Origin of the sequence: Nibribacter ruber (assembly GCF_009913235.1) — a bacterium.
Taxonomy (GTDB): Bacteria; Bacteroidota; Bacteroidia; order Cytophagales; family Hymenobacteraceae; genus Nibribacter; species Nibribacter ruber.
This window is the reverse complement of sequence record NZ_CP047897.1, coordinates 2780060-2802110: the sequence shown is the minus strand read 5'-3', so window position 1 is coordinate 2802110 and position 22051 is coordinate 2780060. Positions and strand designations below refer to the sequence as shown.

General features: G+C 51.2%; 20 protein-coding genes. 6 read left to right on the top strand and 14 right to left on the bottom strand.

Annotated features, from left to right (window positions below):
• Positions 1-119: 119 nt before the first annotated feature.
• The 4 genes from GU926_RS11770 to GU926_RS11755 all read right to left on the bottom strand — a co-directional run bounded on the left by GU926_RS11770 (position 120) and on the right by GU926_RS11755 (position 5577).
• Positions 120-488, bottom strand: coding sequence for a hypothetical protein (locus GU926_RS11770; RefSeq protein WP_160692082.1), 369 nt, complete (start codon positions 486-488; stop codon positions 120-122).
• 109 nt (positions 489-597) lie between these two features.
• Complete coding sequence (gene prfA / locus GU926_RS11765; protein WP_066507215.1) at positions 598-1671, bottom strand: peptide chain release factor 1; 1074 nt, start codon at positions 1669-1671, stop codon at positions 598-600.
• A 105-nt stretch (positions 1672-1776) separates the two neighbouring features.
• Positions 1777-4491 carry a TonB-dependent receptor plug domain-containing protein gene (locus GU926_RS11760; RefSeq protein WP_160692080.1) on the bottom strand — a complete coding sequence of 905 codons (2715 nt, stop codon included), beginning with the start codon at positions 4489-4491 and terminating at the stop codon, positions 1777-1779.
• Between the two features lie 99 nt (positions 4492-4590).
• Complete coding sequence (locus tag GU926_RS11755; RefSeq protein ID WP_160692078.1) at positions 4591-5577, bottom strand: dipeptidase; 987 nt, start codon at positions 5575-5577, stop codon at positions 4591-4593.
• Positions 5578-5735: 158 nt separating this feature from the next.
• On the opposite strand from GU926_RS11755, the gene GU926_RS11750 reads away from it, so the two are divergent.
• The gene (locus GU926_RS11750; RefSeq protein WP_160692076.1) at positions 5736-6923 is read left to right on the top strand and encodes a class I SAM-dependent rRNA methyltransferase; all 1188 of its coding nucleotides are present in this window, start codon (positions 5736-5738) and stop codon (positions 6921-6923) included.
• Between the two features lie 203 nt (positions 6924-7126).
• On the opposite strand, the gene GU926_RS11745 is transcribed toward GU926_RS11750, so the two are convergent.
• The 4 genes from GU926_RS11745 to GU926_RS11730 all read right to left on the bottom strand — a co-directional run bounded on the left by GU926_RS11745 (position 7127) and on the right by GU926_RS11730 (position 11343).
• A complete protein-coding gene (locus tag GU926_RS11745) occupies positions 7127-7939 on the bottom strand; it encodes a hypothetical protein (protein WP_160692074.1) in 813 nt (270 codons plus the stop codon).
• Positions 7940-8064: 125 nt separating this feature from the next.
• Positions 8065-9480, bottom strand: coding sequence for a methyltransferase RsmF C-terminal domain-like protein (locus GU926_RS11740; RefSeq protein WP_198001410.1), 1416 nt, complete (start codon positions 9478-9480; stop codon positions 8065-8067).
• A gap of 312 nt (positions 9481-9792) precedes the next feature.
• A complete protein-coding gene (locus tag GU926_RS11735) occupies positions 9793-10866 on the bottom strand; it encodes a hypothetical protein (RefSeq protein WP_160692072.1) in 1074 nt (357 codons plus the stop codon).
• Between the two features lie 54 nt (positions 10867-10920).
• Positions 10921-11343, bottom strand: coding sequence for a hypothetical protein (locus tag GU926_RS11730; protein ID WP_160692070.1), 423 nt, complete (start codon positions 11341-11343; stop codon positions 10921-10923).
• A 205-nt stretch (positions 11344-11548) separates the two neighbouring features.
• Between GU926_RS11730 and radA the strand changes: the two genes are divergently transcribed.
• From radA to GU926_RS11705, 5 genes are all read left to right on the top strand, one after another.
• On the top strand, positions 11549-12928 hold the full coding sequence (gene radA, locus GU926_RS11725) for a DNA repair protein RadA (protein ID WP_160692068.1): 1380 nt from the start codon (positions 11549-11551) through the stop codon (positions 12926-12928).
• A gap of 97 nt (positions 12929-13025) precedes the next feature.
• Positions 13026-14459 (top strand): TlpA family protein disulfide reductase, encoded by a 1434-nt coding sequence (locus tag GU926_RS11720; RefSeq protein ID WP_160692066.1) that lies wholly within the window; start codon positions 13026-13028, stop codon positions 14457-14459.
• Positions 14460-14575: 116 nt separating this feature from the next.
• A complete protein-coding gene (locus GU926_RS11715) occupies positions 14576-15601 on the top strand; it encodes an SPASM domain-containing protein (RefSeq protein WP_160692063.1) in 1026 nt (341 codons plus the stop codon).
• Between the two features lie 54 nt (positions 15602-15655).
• Positions 15656-16126 (top strand): hypothetical protein, encoded by a 471-nt coding sequence (locus tag GU926_RS11710; protein ID WP_160692061.1) that lies wholly within the window; start codon positions 15656-15658, stop codon positions 16124-16126.
• A gap of 123 nt (positions 16127-16249) precedes the next feature.
• Positions 16250-17212, top strand: a complete 963-nt coding sequence (locus GU926_RS11705) for a mechanosensitive ion channel family protein (protein WP_160692059.1) — start codon at positions 16250-16252, stop codon at positions 17210-17212.
• 42 nt (positions 17213-17254) lie between these two features.
• Here the strand turns inward: GU926_RS11705 and GU926_RS11700 are convergent, their stop codons facing one another.
• The 6 genes from GU926_RS11700 to GU926_RS11675 form a co-directional block, all read right to left on the bottom strand.
• Positions 17255-17593: a hypothetical protein gene (locus GU926_RS11700; protein ID WP_160692057.1), complete on the bottom strand. Its 339-nt coding sequence runs from the start codon at positions 17591-17593 to the stop codon at positions 17255-17257.
• A 243-nt stretch (positions 17594-17836) separates the two neighbouring features.
• On the bottom strand, positions 17837-18022 hold the full coding sequence (locus GU926_RS11695) for a FeoB-associated Cys-rich membrane protein (RefSeq protein ID WP_232058307.1): 186 nt from the start codon (positions 18020-18022) through the stop codon (positions 17837-17839).
• Positions 18023-18231: 209 nt separating this feature from the next.
• Positions 18232-19032, bottom strand: a complete 801-nt coding sequence (locus GU926_RS11690; protein WP_160692055.1) for an inositol monophosphatase family protein — start codon at positions 19030-19032, stop codon at positions 18232-18234.
• 28 nt (positions 19033-19060) lie between these two features.
• Positions 19061-20257: an Lnb N-terminal periplasmic domain-containing protein gene (locus GU926_RS11685; protein WP_160692053.1), complete on the bottom strand. Its 1197-nt coding sequence runs from the start codon at positions 20255-20257 to the stop codon at positions 19061-19063.
• 6 nt (positions 20258-20263) lie between these two features.
• Complete coding sequence (gene rsmI, locus GU926_RS11680; protein ID WP_160692051.1) at positions 20264-20959, bottom strand: 16S rRNA (cytidine(1402)-2'-O)-methyltransferase; 696 nt, start codon at positions 20957-20959, stop codon at positions 20264-20266.
• Positions 20960-21746: 787 nt separating this feature from the next.
• The gene (locus GU926_RS11675; RefSeq protein WP_160692049.1) at positions 21747-21989 is read right to left on the bottom strand and encodes a 4a-hydroxytetrahydrobiopterin dehydratase; all 243 of its coding nucleotides are present in this window, start codon (positions 21987-21989) and stop codon (positions 21747-21749) included.
• Positions 21990-22051 lie beyond the last annotated feature (62 nt).

Below are 22051 nucleotides of genomic sequence, written 5' to 3'. Positions count from 1 at the left end.
ATGATTCTTGTATTGCTTGTTGACTAAGCTCAACGTTTATGGCCGTTTTTTGCCTGTTTCCTGAAAAATAGCCCAAAAACGACGTGTGCGAATGTCAGGCTTTATTCTTGTTCTAATACTTATACCTTGACGGTTTTATTAGTAAAGTCTACAATGGCTATTCCAATTAAAATAGAAACGGCATTAACCAAGTAAGATTCTAGGTTTTCAAGTACTGTTGATTGCGCAATATCTGACAATAGCCCACCAAAAAGTTTTAGGCTTGGGCCTATGATCAAGAACACGACGGCCCATGTTTTGAGACCATTTTTGGCATACTCATGTTTGCTCCAAACTAAATACAGTAAGGTGGCCTGTACTGCTATTGGAATGATTCCAAGGAACTTAGAGTACGCAAGAGCTAAAAAGATATTCCAAGACAGCAATGCTCCGATGAGTATAATCACCGCCCAGTAAAAGGCTCTGTTAGTAAAAATGGATTTCCTCATCTAGATGATAGGTGTCGTTTTTTGCCTGTTTTCTGAAAAATAGCCCAAAAACGGCCAGAAACAAAAAAGCGCAACCCAACGGGTTGCGCTTTCCTTTTATGATAAGATCTTATGCCTGGGCGCCTTCTTTCAGGCGTTCGGCGTTCTCTGCAATTCTTAGTTGTTCCACGAACTCGTCAATGCCGCCGTCCATCACCGTGGGCAGGTTATACACGGTCAATCCGATGCGGTGATCGCTCACACGGCCTTGCGGATAGTTGTAGGTTCTGATTTTGTCAGAACGATCACCGCCGCCTACCATGCTTTTGCGCTGGGCGCCTTCAATCTCGTTTTTCTTGGCCAATTCCTGCTCATAGATACGGGAACGCAACACGGCCAAGGCCTTGTCAAAGTTCTTCATCTGTGATTTCTGGTCCTGGCACTGGGCCACCAAACCAGTGGGTAAGTGGGTCAAGCGAACGGCAGAATACGTGGTGTTCACAGACTGACCACCCGGACCCGAAGAACAGAACAAATCCTTCCGGATGTCATTCATATTCAAGTCAATGTCCAATTCCTCAACTTCGGGCAATACTACCACAGAGGCCACCGAGGTGTGGATACGACCAGCCGTCTCTGTGGCCGGTACGCGCTGTACACGGTGCACACCACTCTCAAACTTGAGCTTGCCGTACACGTCTTCGCCTTTGATGCCTACAATTACTTCTTTGTAGCCACCGGCGGTACCTTCCATCACGTCAATCACTTCCATTTTCCAGCCTTGCTTTTCTGCAAATCGGCTGTACATGCGGTAAAGGTCACCGGCAAACAGAGAGGCTTCATCGCCACCGGCGCCGGCTCTAATCTCCATGATAATGTCCTTGCTGTCATCTGGATCCGTTGGAATCAACATCTCCTTGATGGTTTCTTCCATCTGCTCGCGCTGAGGCAACAGCTCGTCCAGTTCCTCCTTGGCCATCTCCCTGAAGTCTTCGTCCTTCTCCGTGGAAATCACCAGTTTAGTATGCTCAATGTTGCTCAGCAACAGTTTATAGCGCTCGTATTCGGCCACGATCTTTTCCAGGTCCTTGAACTCCTTGTTCAGGGACTTGTACTTCTTCATGTCGCTCACTACGTCCGGCTGGATCAGTTGTTGGCTCACGTCCTCAAACCGAACCTTGATCGCTTCCAGTTTATCTAACATCTTCTGCGTTACTTAATTCAGGGGGCAAAGATACGAAATTTCCTGCGCAACTGGCAGGATCGTTTTTAGCTTGTTTTACGGAAAACCGGCCAAAAACGCGAATCTTTACAGCGCCTTTTTCACTTGCAGCGTGGCCGTTCCGTGTCCTAGCTGGCCGTAGGCGGTGAATCCTTCCACCAGGGCCCGGTAGGTAGTTGGGGCGTCTGCGGCAAAAAATGAGAACTCGGCGTGGCCGTCTGTGTCTGTCTGTACAGCCGGGCTCCAGAAGATGGTGGTCCTGAAATCTGGCTTCTCTTCTTTCTGGGGCTGGTCATACAAAGGCATGTAGAACTCCCGCGCGTTCTGGAAACGAACGCCGGTATACCCCGCTGTTCCGCTGAACCGGCTGGCGGTGCTTGCCCCGGTGCTGCCTTTCTTCAAAGAAACCACAATGACGCCGTTGCCGCCTTCGGTGCCGTACATGACAGCGGTGGGCCCCGGCTTTATAATGTCTATGCGCTCCACCTCCATCACAGAAATGCCTCTTATGTACTCCACGTCTACCGGCATACCATCCAACAGGTACAGCGGCGGACCCGCGCCCCGCATGCTAATGTTCCCGTTACGGAGCATGATGCCGGCCACGCGGCCATTCAAGTTGTTCAATAGATCCAGTCCTTGCACCAACTCAGAGGACTTGACGGTTCTATCTGGGTGCGTAAGTAAGCCGTTGTAGTACGGCGTCTCTGCTGCCTCCTTCCTGGCTTTTATGTCTATGTCGCCTAGAAGAATGCTTTTGCCAGACAATTGGTCCAGGCGAAGCTGCTCCCGGTTGGCCTTTAAATAGCTTTGCTGGGCGGCAGAGATGCTTTCTGGCAGCGGCCCGAACGGTGCGCGGGGTTGCACTTTGGCAATGGGCAGGCTTTTGTCCAAGCGCAGTTCCAGGCTTCCCTTACCTTTGGCGGGCTTGGCTTTTACAACTAGGTAGGTGCTGTCTGTGATGCCGTTTACCCCAAACCTGAACTTGCCCTGTGCGTCTGCGGTATCTTTGGCCATGTTGGTGATGTTTCTGAGGTCATAGAGCGTGAGTAGCGCAAAGGGCTCTTGCTTGCCAGAAGGCTTAAGAACGGTGCCACCCACCGTCAAGCTCTGCTCCATGGGGAAGGACGCAGTGGGCATCTTTCCGGCCAGGATGTCTTTCCAGACAAATCTTCGCCAGCCTTGCGTGAGCATGAGGTTGTCCAGGGCCAGGGTTACTTCTGGATTCTCTGAAGAGAAATAGTAGCCGGGCTGTTCAATGTGGCCCCGCAGGTCTGAGGTGAGCAGCAAATGTGTGAGGATGGAAGAACCGTTCTCTACTAGTTCTACCTTCTGGGCGTCTGTCACGGCCACAGAGAAGTGCCCCGAGACAGGTTTGCCTGTATGGTCTTTGGCCTGCAGGCGCATGGTTACTTTCTCACGGGTCTTATAGGAAGGCTGGTCTGGAGTAAGGGTGAGTTGCAGGTGCTGTTGGTGGTTTACAAAGACCAGACGCTCTGCCAAAGGCGTTCCGGTTTCTGAGAACAATGTGAATTGCGCAACGCCTGTAGGGAAGTTGGCCCGCGGTACGTCTACCATGAGCAGTTCTTTTGGCTGGGCCACATGCCCGGTAAAATACACACGGCCGCCGCTCTGACCCACAATGCTGATAGATTGAGGTCTATTAGACTCGCTTGAGTAGCCCACCAAGAAGATCTTCATCTTGATGTTGTCTTTCTTGCTGTTGTCAACGGCCAGCACCACTCCTTCTGCCTGGGCCGCTGGCAAAGGATAAGTGACTTCTTTGCCAGCGCCGTCTTTCACCCGTGCCTGGTAGGTCATGCCTTTCTGCGGTACTAAGCCAAACCGGCCCATGCCAAACTTCTGGGTCTTAAAATCTGCTACTTTCTTGCCGGTCTGGTCATAGATGCCTCCTTGCAGGTCTTGGCCCATGCCTGCGGCGTTAGTGACTTTCACTCCTACCATGCTCCACATGTCTGCCACCAGGTGCCCGCCCTCTGGCATGAACTGCACGTCTAGTCTCTGACTGGGGTTGGGCACCAGAAATTGGTGTTTGGTGGGGCGCTTTCCCTCGGGTTGTACCGTCACTGCTAGTTGGGCGGCATGGGGCTTCTCTGTATGCGGGAGGAAAAACCTAATCTGAGAAGTGCCATTGGCATTAGTGACTCCCTTACGCACAGAGGCCGTCTTTTGATGGATGGTAGTACGGTAGGTGAAGGGTGTCTGTCTAAGGGGACTTTCCCGTTGGTCTTTCACCGTGACGGTGGCCACTACAGAGTCTCCGCTGGTTTGCGGAATAAACTGGAAACTAGCCGTTGTGGCTACGTCGCTGGTTCTGGGGTTCCAAATCTGGAGGTCTTGGTGATAGAAGTAGTCCTCGTCAAAGTTCTGCATCCAGCTGGTGTAGGCCCGCAGCCGGTACTTTCCTTCTGGGATGGTGTCCTGCAAGGCGAAGTCTCCCTTGCCTACCCCGTTTTCTACCGGCACCACTGCTCGGCTGTAGATGGAGTCTTGTTCATTCAAAAGCTCCACGTACAAGACCTTGCTCATGAGGCTGGGCGTGTTGTCTGCCCCATTTACCAGATAGGCCTTGAACCAGAGGTCTTCACCGGCGGCGTAGTAAGGTTTATCCAGGTGCAGGTAGGCTTTTTCCTGCGGGTAGTTCTTAGTGAAAGAAGTAAGCTGGGCCAGAATTTTCTCCAGCACCGGGTTGGCCTGCCAGTGTTTAGGGGCAAAGCCGGCCAGAAGAATTAAAAATGCCAGGGCAAGAGGGTACTTTAGAAGCTTGTAAGGGGAATGCATGTACTATAAAATATTGGATAGAAGAATAGTTTCTTAAATATAGTGAATTTAAGATGTGCTTTCATTCTCCCAAGCTTGGCTTTTTGTTTATCGCCTTCCCTAGAGCCACAGCCTCTGCATAAACCTAAGCGCGTTTCCATAACTGATGGCTTCTAATTCTTTCTCTGACACTTGTCCTTCCAACCCCTGCAAGACGCTCTGGTACTTGGTGGCGTTTCTGTGCTCTGGATGAAAGTAAGACTCCCCGCCCTCCATGATGCCGGATTCTTGAAAGAAGTCCGCCCCAAATGCCAGCGCCTGCGGTGCCTTCTCCAATCCGTACAGAATATGCTCCAGCAATGCCTCGGGCCTGTCTGGGTGCACAAACTTCTTCAAGAAATTTATACCTATCAAGCCGTCTCTGCGCACTACTTCCTGTACTAGCTCATTGGGCAGGTTTCTAGGGTTGTCATAGACGCTTCTGAAGTTAGAATGACTAGCAATGATGGGAATGTCCAGAGAGTGCTTTTCTATGAAATTGAATAAGTCATATGCTGAAGCGTCTGAGGTATGTGCCAAATCCACGGCTATCCGTTTTCCGCTGAGGTACCGCAACAGTTCCTCGCCGTCTGGCTTCAGGCCGATGCCCGGGGTGAAGTTGCCTCCCGCGAACCGATTCTCATCTGCGTGGGTAAGCCCAATGTACAGCAACGGCCCAGCCAGTTCTGTGATTTCCTCCAGACGGGTGAAAGTGTTGGCCAAAGGCTCGCCTTCGTCACATAAGCCTGAGGCGTTTTCAATGGCAGACACCATGGCGATTTTGTCTTCCTGCAAGACTTGTTTCTCCAGTTCTTCAGGCCTAACCAAGGTGAAAACATCACGCTCTGCTAACAACACTTCCTTGAAAAGATGCGCTTGCTTTAAGGTAAACGCAGAGCTGCCCGGCTCAGTGGGTGTGAAGAAGGCCATGGTCTGCAAACGCACCTTGCCCGCTTTCAAATGCGGAATGGCACAGCCAATAATGTCTTCGTCTAGGGCGGTGGATCCTTCTATCCAAGCTAGGTAGCCGGTCAGGTCGCAGTGCAGGTCAATGATGGGCCTTTTCATAATGAGTGAATGAGTGATTGAGAGAATGAGAATAGGCGTTTCAAGGCAGTTTACGCGCAACGTAGTGGGCAATGCACAACAATGCCGTATTTTTTGCCGAATTTTGCAAAAACAAGTCAAAAACGGCGGTACTCCAAACTGCCTTTCTTTATATTCTTATGACGTCCTTACCTTCTATTTTACTGCATAACGGCAAAGAGCATTCCTTAAAGCGTTTCCACCCGTGGGTTTTCTCGGGGGCCATCAAGAAGATTGAGGGCGATGTACAGGAAGGCGACATTGTGGCTGTGTACACCCACCGTCGCGAGTTTCTGGGCATTGGCCATTATCAGCCGGGTTCTATTGCCGTGCGCATTTTCTCTTTTCAAGAGATAGAAATAGACTACGCCTTCTGGAAAAGCCGGGTACAGCGCGCCGTGGATTACCGTCGCGAGCAAGGTTTCCTGGACACCCCAGATACAGATGTGTACCGCTTGGTATTCGCCGAAGGGGACAGCTTGCCGGGCCTCATCATTGATGTGTACGGTAACACCGCCGTGTTGCAGGCGCACAATGTGGGCATGTTCCACGTGCGTCATGATATTGCAAAGGCCCTAGTAGAAGTCTATGACGGCAAACTGACGGCTGTGTATGACAAGAGCGCCGAGACGTTACCAGGAAAAGGCACCGAGCAAGGTCAGAACGGCTACCTGATTGGTGAAACTGCTACCCCGCACGTGGTCACCGAGAATGGCAACAAGTTCTTGGTGGACTGGGTGACCGGCCAGAAAACAGGCTTCTTCATTGACCAGCGCGAAAACCGCGAATTGTTGGCCCATTACTCCAAAGGCAAGACCGTCCTTAATACCTTTTGCTATACCGGCGGTTTCTCCATCTATGCCCTCAACGCTGGCGCCGAAGCCGTGCATTCTGTGGACGTTTCCAAAAAAGCCATCGTACTCACCGAGCAGAACGCCGAACTGAACAACGGCCAGGACCGCCACGAAGCGTTCGCGATGGACACCTTTGATTTCATGAAAGGCCGGGAAGACTTCTATGATGTGATTGTGCTGGACCCACCAGCCTTTGCCAAGAGCCAAAAAGTACGCCACAACGCGCTCATGGGCTACAAGCGCCTGAATGCCGAAGCCATTGAGAAAATCAAGCCGGGCGGTATCATCTTCACTTTCTCCTGCTCCGGCGTAGTAGACAAATACCTGTTCCAGAGCACCGTCATGGCCGCCGCCATTGAAGCCGGCCGTAACGTCAAAGTCATGCATCACCTCTCCCAACCCGCAGACCACCCCATCAGCATCTTCCACCCAGAAGGTGAGTATCTGAAGGGTTTGGTGCTGTATGTAGAATAATTAGTATCAAGTAGCACGTATCAGGTAGCAAGATTAGAGTTGATTTAAACGGAAAGCCCTAGCAGTGCATGCACTGCTAGGGCTTTCCGTTTTTGAGCTATTTTCTGAAAATGAGGCCAAAAACGGATTGAAATACCTTAGGCTTGGACTAAGCGCAGATTCTCCCCTTGAGGGGAGCGAAGAGGGGTGTTTCCATCAGTTGTTTATTTTCTTACAAGTGAAAAAGCAACAGGTCCCTTCGCATCTTCTTCACAAGAGGTTGGGTCGTTGTCTTTGTCTAAGCAGACAACTCTGTATATATTCAGTGTGTCCCCTCTGAATTCATATCCATATTCATCTCCCCACCCTAAATGCTTTTTGCCTTTCACTTTAAAGTAAATTTTGTCAAAAGACATTCCTACGTCCATGTAATCTGTGGCCACCACAAAAGAAGATAAACTATCAATGCCGGTTATCTTTCCCTCCTTTGTAAGGCTCACCGTTTTCTTGCCCAACCAGTAGTCTCCAGCAAACAACGTTGAGTTAACCGTCAAATCCCCTGCCTGTTCATAGTCTGCGGATTCGGGTGGGCACTTGGCTAGTTTATATTCGTTTGTCCCTGCTTTTAAAATGATTCCGCCGCCTTTAGTTAAACTCAGATAAAACATATGATTTCCGTCAGTTCCCGTCACTTGAAAGGAGCTGCCTGCCACCATGGTGAGAATGCCATCTGCGCCGCCCTCATGAAAATTCCAAGCTGTTTCCAACTTGACAGAAGCCCTGTCTTTGAATATCTTCACCATAGAAAGCGGAGATACATATTGAGATGCTTTAGTTGACTTTGTTTTCTGTAGACTATTTACATAAAGAGTATTGATATAATAGCCAAGTAAGGAGTCTGGTACTGATGAGGGTATTGCTTGGGTTTCTACTACTTTTTCTTCCGGTTTAACCGTGACGGTGGCTTGCTCCTTTTTCGCTTTGTCACCACAACCAATTAGGAGCAGAAGAAGGCTTAAGTAAAGTGGTTTTCTCATGAATGGGAATAAAAGAGCTTGGAAGATGTGATGAATGCAACTATCACTTCTGGCGTTTTTAGCCTACTTTCTCCAAAATAGGCTAAAAACGCATCTTAAGGAAAGTCCCATCTAATTTGTTGACCCTACTGATTGGATAAAACAAACTGCTTCTCCAGATTCTCCGGTTTCAGCACCTCATCCAAGCTCATCCTGATGCGCCACTCCTTGGGGTAATGGTTGTTGACGCGGTTCTGCAGTTTCTTTCCCCAACCCAGTGGAACGCCGTTAAATTGAACCAATACCCAGCCGGTGGCCGAGTCTTCCAGCACCACGTCTTCGCGGTGGAGGAATTTGAGGGCGGTGGCCAGGTCTACTTCGGCGCGAGGGAAAGCGCCTGCAGATAGATGTTGGGACAAGGCGAGGGCGGGCAGGGGCTTGGCATTGTTTTTCATGACCTCGGCTAGTTCAATACCGCCGTAGACCACGCGCAGGTTCTCATAGAGTTGCTCTAGTTCCAGCATCCAGGCTTTGGGCAGGGCACGAAGTGTTTCTTTGTGCTTCACAATTTCCCAATCGCCGGGCTCACTCAGCCAGTCCTGCACCAGGGCTTTCTCTTGTTTAGAGGCAGACACCAAGTAAGGGCGTTTGCTCTTGCGGTAAGTACCGGCCTCGTCGCCTTCGGTTTTGCGGACCACGGCCAGGAAGAAGCCTTCGCCCTGCGTTTTGTGCGGGTAGAAGCGGTACCCACGCATGCCTTGTTCCTGGGTTTCGGTGACGTTCCACTCGGGTTGCAGGGTTAAGGGCACGGTTTCTACGTCCTGTTGAGTAGACAGCCAGACAAGGTTTTCTTCGTTTTCTTCTGAATTGTAGGTGCAGGTGCTGTAAATGAGGACTCCGCCGGGTTTGAGGGCGTCCCAGACGTCCATGAGAATACGGCGCTGGCGCTCAGAGCAGAGCTTGACGTTAGCCTCAGACCATTCCTGGATGGCATCGGGGTCTTTCCGGAACATACCTTCGCCGGAGCAGGGCGCGTCTACCACCATCACATCAAAGAAACCGGTCAAGGCACCGATGTGGCTGGGGTCGTTATTGGTGACTACTACGTTTCCGCTTCCCCATTTCTGGATGTTCTCTGCCAAGATGTTGGCTCTGGGTTTGATGACCTCGTTGGCTACTAGCAAACTTCCCTCCGAAAGCAGAGAGGCGATGTGGGTAGACTTTCCGCCGGGGGCACCGCATAAATCCAACACCGCCAAAGACTCTTCTAAATCTACGCTCTGCTTTAAAGCCTGCTCCAGAAACATAGAACTGGCTTCCTGCACGTAATACGCCCCGCCATGGAACATAGGGTCCAATGTGAAACTGGGTCGTTCTGAAAGGTAGAAACCGGTTTCGGTCCAAGGGACAGGTGTTAAGGAAGTAGGCAGAGAAGTCTTGTTGGCGTTCACCCGGATGCTGATGGGCGAAGGGCTGGCCAAGGCTTGTTTGAAAGCGGGGTAGTCCTCTTCCAGTTGGGTTTGCATGCGCACCTGAAAGGAAAGCGGAAGTTGTATAGACATAGCGATGAAATCAGATCTAGAGCTGGGCTGCCGCAAAGATACCATTTCTGTTTTTGGTGTGTTTTTCTGAAAACAAGCCAAAAACAAGAATGAGGAAAACAGGGCAGTGCCAGAGGTATGTAAGAAACGCAAACTAGGGGTAAGCATCCCACTCGCTCGCCTCCGGCGAGTGTGAGTTACCTCCGGCCTCTGGCCGATACTAGGTAGCCCGTAATGCGACGAGACGCCACGTGTTACTCACACTCGCCGGAGGCGAGCGAGAAGATAATTCCGTTTTTGGCCTGTTTTCTGTAAAATAGACTAAAAACAAAATTATTCAGCCGGCAAGATTGGCTCTTTGTGGGTAGTGATTTTAGACGGCTTGCGCACCGTGCGGGTCTGGTACACGGGATTGTCCACGAAGGCCACTACTTTCAAGGTTAAGTCCAGTCCGGTGATTGTGCTGGGATTCAAAAAGCCTAGGTACAGGTAGCCGTCATCGGTTTTAGGCGTCTGGTTGGCCATGATTTTGCCGTAGTCAGAAAGCACGTCCTGTCCTTTGGCCACACCGTAGGGTTTCCAGCCATCTTCGTCTTCTCTGAACAGGTTGGCGTTGGTCTTGTTGAGCAAATAATAGCTGATGTAGCCACTGCTTTTCACCTGCGGTAATTGCGGTAACAGCCCCATTCCGAAGGCTACCAACGGATTGCTGCCCGTCAACAAGGCCGTCGCGCCTTTGGCCAACAGCTTGCCCGACTCCTGTAAGGCCTGCACCGATTCCTGCCCCACGCCTACCCAGTACACCCAGTGTTTGGTATTGGCGGGTAGTTTGAAGCGCTCGGTGGTTCTGTTATTGCTGGTAATGTTGGTGACAGAGGCGAGCCGGAAGGTCTTGTCCAAGATGGTCTCCGGAAGTAAATCGTTTTTCACCAAGACTTTCTCTGTGGCGGTGGTCCAGGTAGTGTCTTGGATGGTGCGCCAGGCAACGTGCGTGTTAAAGTTCTGCGCTTTGGCGCTGGCCGGAATACGCGTTAACGTGAAATGGCTTTTGGTGCTGGTTTCTGACAGGCTCTGCAAGGTGATGGTATACACTGATTTCTGCGGAACCGTCAGGCGCAGGTTGTTGAGTTTTTTGGTTTCCTCCACGCTGTACAGCGGGGAGCTGGAATAGAACTCCTGCACCGTCACTTTGTAGTTGACCTTCGCTTTGTTATTCAGGTCCAGCACCAGCACGTCACCCGCCTGAAACGCATATTGCAACTGTGTGGCGGGTTGTTTGGTACCTGCTACCTGCACTTCTAAATCGGCTATTTTTAGAGCCTTGCCAGACTGTGCCTGGCTATTCAACCAAAGGCATGACAGCAAGCCGGTAAGAACGATGACGGAGCGTAAGAAGAAGCTGGGCATAAGGCGCAGAAGTAAAACTTGATTTCATCGCAATTTACGAAAATCGCCTCAGAATCAGTACCTCTCCTCCAGCCACAGCTTTCGGGCTACGCCCACGCCCGTCAGGTTTCCCTGTCCGCCGCCCCGCAGCAAGATGGCCACGTTCTGTCCTTCAAACAGCTCGTTCATGCTAAGGGTTTTGCCGTCCAGGCCTATGATCTGAGTAATGGGCGTCACGAGTACGTAGGCGCGGGTAAAGCGGGAGTATTGCGAGGTGATGCCTTCCACTTCCAGCGTCACTTGGCCCTGGTCGTACACTTTTCTAATGATGGTGCCTCGCACGTCTACGCGTTTGAGTGGCACCGCGGGCTCTGTTTCCTCCGTGGCGGCGGCGTTGGTGGTTTTAGTGGGCGTTTGAGAGCTTTGACAGCCGGTGAGCAAGCCAAAATTCAGTAAGAGAAGAAAAGCGGCGCGGGTATATATGTTGGAAAGGTTCATCTTTAAGACCAATTAGTTACCCTCTATAAACGAAATAACCAGTTGTGAGATATGCTGGGTTCAAGCGGTGCTTTACTAGAACTTTTTTGCGGGTTTCGGAGCCAAAACGCGGCTTTTATTGTTTTCCTAGAACCCAGTAGCCCTGCCGTTCCCTCACATTGTTTTACTATCTTGGAGCGGTATCCGCTGGGCGGTTTTTATATCTATGGCTAAAATTAAAACAGCATATTTCTGCCAGAGCTGCGGAGCGCAGTCGGCTAAATGGGTGGGTCGTTGTCCGGCCTGCGGCGAATGGAACACCTACGTGGAGGAAGTGATCACCCGCGAGGACGTGACGCCCACCTCAGCGTGGAAAGTGGGCACCAGCAGCCAGCAGGTGGCCAGCAAGCCCAAGCCCATCGCAGAAATCACCTATTCAGAACAGCACCGCATCATTACCCAGGATGGCGAACTGAACCGCGTGTTGGGCGGTGGCATTGTGCCCGGCTCCATGGTGCTCATTGGCGGCGAGCCCGGCATAGGCAAGTCCACGCTTATGTTGCAGATTGCCCTCAGCCTGAAGAACCAGCGCGTGCTGTACATTTCTGGGGAGGAAAGCGAACAGCAGATAAAAATGCGCGCCGAGCGTCTGGGTGCTCAGCATCCCAACTGCTTTATCCTCACAGAGACGGGCACGCAGAATATCTTTAAGCAGATAGAGCAACTCCAACCCGAAGTCCTGATCGTAGACTCCATTCAAACCCTCCACTCGTCTTTTATAGAAAGCGGAGCTGGTAGTGTTGCCCAGGTGCGGGAGTGTACGGCAGAGTTGTTGAAGTTCGCGAAGGAAAGCGGTACGCCCGTGTTTTTGATTGGGCACATCACCAAAGAAGGCTCGCTGGCTGGTCCTAAGATTCTGGAGCACATGGTAGACACCGTGCTGACGTTTGAAGGCGACCGCCACATGACCTACCGCATTCTGCGCACCACCAAGAACCGGTTTGGCTCTACCTCAGAATTGGGGATTTATGAAATGCTGGGCACGGGCCTGCGGGAAGTGAGCAATCCATCTGAGATCCTGATTTCGCAGCGCGAAGAGTCTTTTAGCGGCATTACCATTGGCGGCACTATGGAAGGCAATCGTCCGCTCTTGATTGAAGTGCAGAGTCTGGTAAGCCCTGCCACGTATGGCACGCCCCAGCGCACGGCCACCGGCTTTGACGTAAAGCGCCTGAACATGCTTTTGGCGGTACTGGAGAAGCGCGGTGGGTTTAAGCTAGGCACCCAGGATGTGTTCCTGAACATTGCCGGCGGTTTGAAGGTAGAAGACCCAGCCCTGGATCTGGCCATCTGCGCCGCGTTGCTTTCCTCGTTTGAGGACATTGCCATACCGCATACCTCGTGTTTTGCCGCAGAAGTGGGCTTGGGTGGCGAGGTACGGGCCGTTCATAGAATTGAACAGCGCATCTCTGAGGCAGAAAAATTAGGCTTTCAGGACATTTACATTTCTAAGTACAACAAAAAAGGCGTAGACTTCAGCCGGTTCAGCATCAGGATTCATGCGGCCAGCCGCTTAGAAGAAGTTTTTAGTGGTTTGTTCGGTTAGGCGGTAGTGATTGAATGATTTTGTGCAAAAAGGCGTTACCCCATCATCGCGGAGAGCATATATCATTCAAATCAAATACCATTTTATATTAGTAGGAATGCGTTTTAAGAACATCGCCCAAGCTATTCTTCCGGTTTTCTTTGTGCTATTACTGGCGTTGCAGGCGCAGGCACAGAAAACCGCCACCATCACCGGAAAAATCAGCAACCCCGTTAGTGACAGTGCTCTGGTGGAGTTGTACACGCTACCAGCCTCCTACGTGGGCAAGTCGTTCACGGCGGCTTTGAATGCCAGCGGCGAATTCAAGATCACCGTTCCCTTGGCAGAGCCCATGGTGGCCGAACTGGTGCACGGCCCAGAGTCCATGATTCTGTTTCTGCAGCCCGGCAATGATCTGGATGTGCGCGTGAACGCAGAAGATTTCCTGAACAGCATCAAATACAAAGGCAGCGGTGCCAATGAGAACACGTATCTGGTACAGTTTGAGCTCAAGTTTGAAGAGGAAGAAGATTACCAGGTGCTGCCTAACAACGTGTATAAAAAGGAGGGCGAGTTCTTGCAGTTTCTGGAGGAACGCCGCCAAGACCAGAAGAACTTCTTTGAGAAGTATGTGAAGAAAACGCCGGTGTCTGAGGCCTTCAAGAACTACGCCAAGGCGCAGATGGAGTACAGTTACGCCAATGACCGCCTTACCTACGTGGAGGTACGCAACCGGGTAGGCGGCCTTACGCCCAAGCTTTCTGCCTCTTACTATGACTACCTCAAGAAGATGGATTTAAACCTGCCAGGCGCCACCCGCAACCAAGCCTACCTGGATTTCTTGATCAACTACTTCCAGTTTAAAGCCTTGGGTGACCGCCGCGGCAATGTAGAAAAGGACTATTACCCCATCATGTACAAAATGGTGAAGGAAGAGCTAAAAGGCCCGGCCAAAGACATGATGATGTCCCGGATCATCTCCCAGTCTGCCCGGTTTGGGTACATACCAGATACGGACGCCATGTTCGCAGACTTTAAGAAACAGGTGCAGGACCCGCAGTACCTGACCTACGTGCAAAACCAATACAAGCAGTACCAAAAGGTAGGCATGGGCAGCCAGGCCCCAGATTTCACCCTGCTCTCTGCTTCCGGCGACAGCATCTCTCTCCAACACCTCAAAGGAAAGTTGGTGTATCTGGGCTTTTGGCGGCCGTTGTGCGGTATCTGCCAGGTAGACCAGCAGGCGTACAAGTACTTTGTAAACCAGTTGGCAGAAAAAGGCATTACGTTTGTGCAAGTGACCGTGGGCGAGGAGTTGGCCAATTGGAAGAAGACGTTGCAGGAGAAGAACTACCCGGGTATGCAGCTGTACTCACCAGACATGGAAGACCAAGTGGTGCGGGCGTATGAGGTGAAGAACTTCCCGTCGTATTTCCTGATTTCGCCGGAGGGGACCATCATCAAGACCAATGCGCGCCGTCCCGGGTACGCAGAGGGCGCCCGTGAGATTGCCCATCTGGTGGACCAATACCGAGATTCCCGCACCAAATAAGCGTTTTTGACCTCTTTTTCAGAAAACAGCCTAAAAACGCAGCTGTTTCTCATTTGAATGCGTTGATGTGCTGACTACTTTTGGCACATCAACGCATTTGCTTTAGACCCTACCCTTTGACTAGAGGCGCCCTACAAGACGGATTGAATTTTGTGTCCAAGCTGACGCCGCGCCGCGCCTGGAACACGCTGCAGGTAGTGAGCAGCTACGCCTTGTCCAGAGTGACCAAAAAACCGCGCCATTGGGGAAGCCCGGTGAGCATTTCCTTTGAGCCCACCACGTCTTGCAACCTGCGCTGTCCAGAATGCCCCAGCGGCCTGCGGTCGTTTACCCGGCCCACCGGCATGCTCCCCGACAATCTGTTCAAAGACACCATAGACCAACTGCACCAGCGGTTGCTGTATCTGCTGTTTTACTTTCAGGGGGAACCGTACCTGCACCCGTCGTTTCTGGATTTGGTGAAGTATGCTTCTAAAAAAGGCATTTACACGGCTACCTCTACCAACGGACACTACCTCACCCAAGACAACGCCCGCAAGACCGTAGAATCTGGCCTGGACCGGTTGATCATCTCTCTGGACGGGACTACCCAAGACGTCTACAAGCAATACCGCGTGGGTGGACAACTGGACAAGGTCCTGGAAGGCACCAAGCGGCTGGTGCAGCAAAAGCGCGATCTCAACTCCAAGACGCCTTATTTGATTTTCCAGTTTCTGGTGGTAAAGCCCAACGAGCATCAGATAGAGGACGCCAAACAGCTGGCCAAAGACCTGGGGGTGGATGATGTCTGGTTTAAGACTGCGCAGATCTATGACTATGAGCACGGGTCGCCGTTGATTCCCACCATTGACTATTACTCACGGTACCAGCAGCAGCCCAACGGCACATATTCACTCAAGAACAAATTGATAGACGGCTGCTGGAAGATGTGGCATTCCTGCGTCATCACCTGGGACGGTCTGGTGGTGCCCTGCTGTTTTGACAAAGATGCCCACCACCGGTTAGGCAATTTGCAAAATCACTCGTTTAAAGAAGTATGGCGAAGCGACGCCTACCGTTCCTTTAGAGGTTCTCTGTTGCAAAGTAGAAGCACCATTGACATGTGCCGAAACTGCTCTGAGGGCACCAAAGTCTGGGGATAACCTCTCCCAGACTTTCCTGCTATGACGTGATTCCATTCTTTAAAGGAGCAGGCTATGTCTTTAAAACTACTTTTCTTTCTTCCTGTGTTTTTGTTTTTACCCGCCTTGGCCCGGGCGCAGGCTACTAATGAATATGAGCGCGGGGTAATGGTAGGCTACGCCTATGCCAAGACCCATTTTCTGCAATTGGGCATTCTGCACGGCCAACATTACGGCAACCGGCAGGTGCCCTCCTATGGCTTTGGCGAAGGCATAGAACTGGGTGTGCTGGACCATGAAGTCACGTTGGGCTTAAAGGGGTTTGCAGAGTACCATCCGTTCCAGGTTTTAGCTGCCAGAATGAATGCCCTTGTGTACCTGCGCGAAGACCGTTTGGATTTCAGGCTCATGCCAGAGGTGGGTTTTACGGCCATGGGCAGGGCAACCCTGCTATACGGGTACGGTAAGTCTGTGGCCGGCAGAGAAATGCCAGGCATAGCCGAGCATCGGGTTTCGCTTACGGTTACCTTCTTTACCGGTGATTAGCAAGATAAATGGAGGCAAATGCGGGATAGGCTTGGGATAGTCACTATATTTCCAGCAACTTACCCAAGGGCTTTTGCCGTAAGGGAGTAAGTTTCCTGTTGTTCACCAACCGCTCCATCACCTGTGACCGAAATAAACCAAGCGTTTCAATTACTCTGGACCAAACTTGAGCTCTGGCTGCGCGCCCTGGTGCTCATGCTCCCCAACTTGATCATTGCCACTCTGGTTCTGGTGCTTACTTTTTTTGCGGCCAGAATACTGCGCAAGACCTCAGACAAGCTCCTCATCCGGTTCACGCACAGCAGCTCGCTCAACAACCTGGTAGGCACAACGGTCTACGTGACCATTCTCATGCTGGGCATCTTTTTTACGCTCAGTATCTTAAAGCTGGACAAGACCGTCACCACTTTGTTGGCGGGTGCCGGTATCATCGGTTTGGCGTTGGGTTTCGCTTTTCAGGACATTGCCGCCAACTTCATCTCTGGGGTGATCATTGCCATTAGAAAGCCTTTTGTGGTAGGGGACGTGATTGAGACCAATGAGCACTTTGGCACCATTGAGCGCATTAACCTGCGTACCGTAGACGTGCGCCGCCAGACGGGTGAACTGGTGAAGATTCCCAACCGCAAGGTGTTTGAGACCTCTGTGATTAACTTCTCTCATTACGGCATCAGGCGCATTGACTTGAAGGTGGGCGTGGCGTATGCCGAGGACTTGGAGCGTGTGCAGGAAGTGGTGAAAGAGGCCATGGTGGACATTAACGGCATGATTGAGGGCAAAGAAGTAGAGGTGGTGTACACAGACTTCGGGCCTAGCAGCATTGACTTTTTGGTGCGCTACTGGATTCATTACAAGCGACAGACAGATTTTGTGTACGCCAAGAGTGACGCCATCATCAAAATCAAGAAGGCCTTTGACCAGCATAAGATTGAGATTCCGTTCCCTATCACTACGCTCAACTTCGGTGTGAAGGGCGGCCACGACCTGTCCATCCAGATGAAGAACGGGAAAGAAGACCTCGGCTCCAATACAAAACTAAAGGTGACCACCACGGCAGAAGACCAAGAAAAAGGGGATGACGGTTAACCGTCCTCCCCTTTTTCTTTAGCCAATAAATTGCGCCTCTGGCTATTTGGAATTCTTGTCCAGGTTCTTGCCCATGTCTTCAATCTGCTTTAAGAAGGCGTCAATGCCTTGGTCTGCATACGTGCCGTAAGAGTTTGAGATGGTGCCTCTGGTCCCGTCCGTGCACTCTAAAGCGTACAAGATGGACATGTCGTCTGGGTTGGTTTCGCCCTCAAAGCGGTAGAAGTCTACAATCTTCACGTCTTCTACGGCGTAGCTCTTTTTCCCGTCCAGGGTCCAGAGACGGTTGTCCTCGCCCACTTTAAAGTCTGTGGTAAATCCGTCTTTGTTTAATCTGGCCTCTACGTTGATGAGGCTTCTTTCTTCTTCCTTGTCTTGCATAACCAAGTATTTTTAGATGATTTCGTTTCAGTGGTTGGTTCTCGGCTATACGTAAACACCGCAAATGGTTTACAGGTATATTCAATAATCAGAATATAGCACTTGCAAATCAAGGAGTTATAAAGAGGATCGATTATCGTTTTTGGCCTGTTTTCTGGATTTTAAGCCAAAAACGGTTAGGCCCGGGCATAAAAAAAAGCCGCTCTGCAGGAGGGGCTTTTCAATGATGGAAGTAGATAAAAACTAACGAAGCGCTTTGCTCTGTTTGGCCTCTATCTCCTTTTGGATCTTGTTCAAGTCAATGGAAGAACAGCCGCCGCAACCCTTGGCACACCCCACCTCTTTAGAGAAAAAGCTCTTGTAGCCAATGCGCAGCACGTAGACTGCCGCCAGCGCAAACACAATGAAAATGATGATTTCCTGAATCATAGCCCTACAGATTAAAACAGCCCAACGGCCTCTCTACCAGAAGTAACGCCCAAAAAGGTACAAATAGTTTAAGCGATGAATGGAATTATGGGTATGTTAAAGGATACTGCAGCTATTTCCATAAAGCCGTTTTTGGCCTGTTTTCCAGAAAACAGGCCAAAAACGAAAGAACCACCTGTTTACTGATCACTGCTTGCTATTAACTGAAATTACTCTTTCCAGATAGGCTCCGTCAAGGTCAGCATCTCCTGCTGAATGGCCTGGCCGTTGCTGGCACAAATCTGCCGCCCGAACAGATAGCCATTCTCGCCTTTAAAATCGGTGACTATGCCTCCGGCTTCTTGTACAATCAAAGCACCGCCGGCTACGTCCCAAGGGTTGAGGTTGAATTCAAAAAAGCCTTCAAAGCGGCCGGCGGCCACGTAGGCTAAGTCTACGGCGGCAGAACCCAGTCGGCGGACGCCGTGGCTGTTTTGCATGAATCTGCCCAGCACCTGCAGGTAGTTCTGCATCTTGTTAAAGTCATGGTACGGGAAGCCGGTGGCAATCAAAGCATCTGCCAGCGAACCTACTTGAGACACAGAGATGCGCTCTTGGTTACAGAAGGCGCCGCCACCCTTCACGGCGTGAAAACACTCGTCCTGGTTGAGTTCATGCACCACGCCCAACACCAGTTCCTCTCTCTGCAGCAAAGCCACGCTGATGGAATACACCGGCAGGCCGTGGATGAAGTTAGTGGTGCCGTCCAGCGGGTCAATGATCCAGTTGTATTCGTCTTTCTGAACGGAGCTGGTGCCTTCTTCGGTAATGAAGCCGGCCTCAGGCAACAGCTTTTGCAGGCCTTCCACCAACTGTTGCTCGGCTTGCTTGTCTACGTAAGAAACCAGGTCGTTGAATCCCTTCCGTTCCATCTTGGACATGTCAAACTGCGCCGCCTCTGCCTGTATAAACGTTCTTACCTGGGCGGTGAGCGCGGTCACCTGGTCTCTGAGGGATGATACATCTGCCATGGAAGGAATTGGGTTACTCTTTGAAAAATTACCGATGCGCCGGCTGGGCCCGCCAGATATAAAAGGCCCTGAGCGCTAAAGTCAATACGAGCGGCAACAAGGATGGATGATACTCCTGGGGTAAAAACTTCCAGGCGATGGCCAGTACTACCAAGACAAGGCCCGTCACCAGAAAATAAGGCTTGAGCCAACGCGGCGGGTTCTTTTTAAGCAACAGTAGGCCCGCTACCAAGTGCACCGGAAACGCCCAGAGCAGATTCAGGTTAGTGGCAAAGGACTGATGATCAGTGCCCAACCACAGAAACAGCAGAAATACGCCCAGGAAACCGGTCAAGGAGAAAAGAACTACATCCAGGGTATGACTAGCTTTCTTGCTTCTAAACTGCAGAAGCGTGACCAAGGCCACTACTACAAACAGCATCCAGAACGCGACCATGGGCGTGAAGAAACCCTGCGCAGCGGGGACCGCAGACGCTTCAAAATGCTTAATGACTGGTCCGGCAAAGGCAGTAGGTCCCGTTGGGGTTTGCAATTGCGCCTTCGCGAAGCTGGCCAACAAATAATCTGGCAAAAACATGGCTTCCCAGACGCCGGTCTTTTCATCTGACGGCAATCCCATGGCCAGGTCCACGCCCAGGTCTACCCACGGGTGCGGTGCCTGGTAAATGCCCACCATGCGCCGGTAGGTGCTGGGTGTACCCGGTATGTCTGCCGGGTATTGCAGAGAATCGCCTAAGGTCTTCTTGAATACGTCTCTAATACGGGTGGCGCAGTTGTCCTTCAGGAAATCATAGAGGTACTCGCGGTTCTGGGGCTCATAGTTGGTCTCCAAAAAGTCAATGACGCGCTGCTTCTGCGCCGGCGTCAGGTGAAGGACCTGTTCATAAATGGAGCGGTTTTCTTCTATGTTTCGGGCTTTCAGGTCTGCAAAGTAGCCCGGTGCCAGCTGGTACATGAGCTTGCCGCGCACAAACTTCACATAAAAGTTAGGCGTGTTGAAGTTGAACGTGCCGTAGTTGAACACATAATCCAGGTTCATGACCGGGTCTTGCACCCTTATGGCGCTGTGGCCATACATAGAGTAGAGTTCCTGGCCCGGCGAGACGGTGATCAGGCTGATTTGCGCCTGGTTAGACAGCGGCCAGGCCTGGCTAGAAGCTCCATATGCCAGCAACAGGCACAACAAGACCAGTTTTTTAAGCGAAGTAGAAATACGAGGCATCATCTAAGGTTATTTCTTGCTAAAACCGTCCACCACCACTACAAACTCGCCTTTGATGGCCTTGGTGGCGAAGATTTCTACCAGTTCGGCCAGCGTGCCGTTCAACGTTTCTTCAAACATCTTAGAGATTTCCCTGGACACCGATGCCTGGCGTTCTGGCCCGAACACTTCTTTGAACTGCTCCAGGGTCTTGACCACCCGGTGCGGCGATTCATAGAAAATCATGGTGCGCTCTTCCTGGGCCAGGCTCTGCAGACGCGTCTGGCGGCCTTTCTTCACGGGCAGAAACCCTTCAAACGTAAACCTGTCTGTGCTGAAACCAGATTTGACCAGGGCCGGCACAAAGGCGGTGGCCCCGGGCAGGCATTCCAGCTTGATGCCTTCCTGCACGCAGGCGCGCACCAGCAAAAAGCCAGGGTCTGAGATGCCAGGCGTGCCCGCATCTGAAATGAGAGCCATTTTTTCGCCTTTCTTAAGGCGTTCCACCAGGTGCGCTACGGCTTTGTGCTCATTGTGCAGGTGGTGGCTGTGCATGCGCTTCTCAATGCCCAAATGGTTGAGCAGCTTGCCGCTGGTGCGGGTGTCCTCGGCTAAGATGACGTCTACCTCTTTGAGCACTCTAATGGCGCGCAAGGTGATATCCTCCAAATTGCCGATGGGCGTGGGCACTAAATATAAAACGGTTTCTTCCTGGGGCTGGGCCATATCCCAAAGATAGAAAATTTAGTCCTGAGTCTTAAGTTCTGAGCCAAAAGCCGCACGCCCTTCTTCTAATGTGCTTCTGCCGGAAATGAAGCGTCTTACTGCGGAACGACGTGGGCCCATGAAACAGAAACGCTTCCATCAGTAGCAGCTTCCATCCAAGGCCAAAGACGTTTTAATTGGTGTCAAGGACGATGTTTGGATGGATTGAGGATGCCCTGCTGCGTAGAAGCACGCCTTTCCGCGGAACGACGCTACAAGGGAAATGTGCAAGAAATTGCCGTCGTTGGCTAGAGTTGGCAGCCCTTTTTATCACGTATTCCTAGTCCAGCAATGTAGAGACAAAGCTGTGCCATTGTCTCTGCAGGGAAAACTTATTTTGCCTATTTGGAAGGTTCCCGCTATTCGGGATTTGCAATCCCGAATTATTGAAAAGCGGATTGCAATCCGCCTGCCAGGAGATAGTTATCTTCAATGCGTTGGGGATTACAAATCCCCCCTCTCGGTACTTCCGGATTACAAATCCAGAAGAGCGTAGATAAAACGTTGGTTGCTGTTGCTCAGAAGAAGCGCTGATAGTGGTGGTTAAATGGAGTAAAATCCGAGAAAGCCTTAGAATGAACTCAGCGGAAAAAGCTTGTCTCCTGTTTTAGGAGGGACCTAGAGTAGTAAAGGCTAGCCTGGCAAGGCCAAATCAAACCCTGTCTGTTTATCTTCTGCCAATCTTAACTCTTAACCAATCCTTCGTTTTTGGCCTGTTTTTACCCAAAACAGGCCAAAAACGAAAAACTTACTGCAGGGTCTTGGCGATGGCGTCAATCTGCTTGGCCAGTTCCCAGTCTCTTTCCGTGACGGTGTTGCCCGCGTCATGGGTGGTGAGTTCTATGTTTACCTTGTTGTACACGTTGCTCCACCACGGGTGGTGGTTGAGGTGTTCGGCGGCTTCTGCCACCTCGCTCATAAACACGAAGGCTTCTTTGAAGTCTTTGAACGTGAAGCTCTTTTTCAAGCTATTGTCTTCTTCTTGCCACATTCTCTGGTTGTTTTAGGTACTCCGCAAGCAATGTACAAAGAGCGTGCCTTGCTTGTATAAGG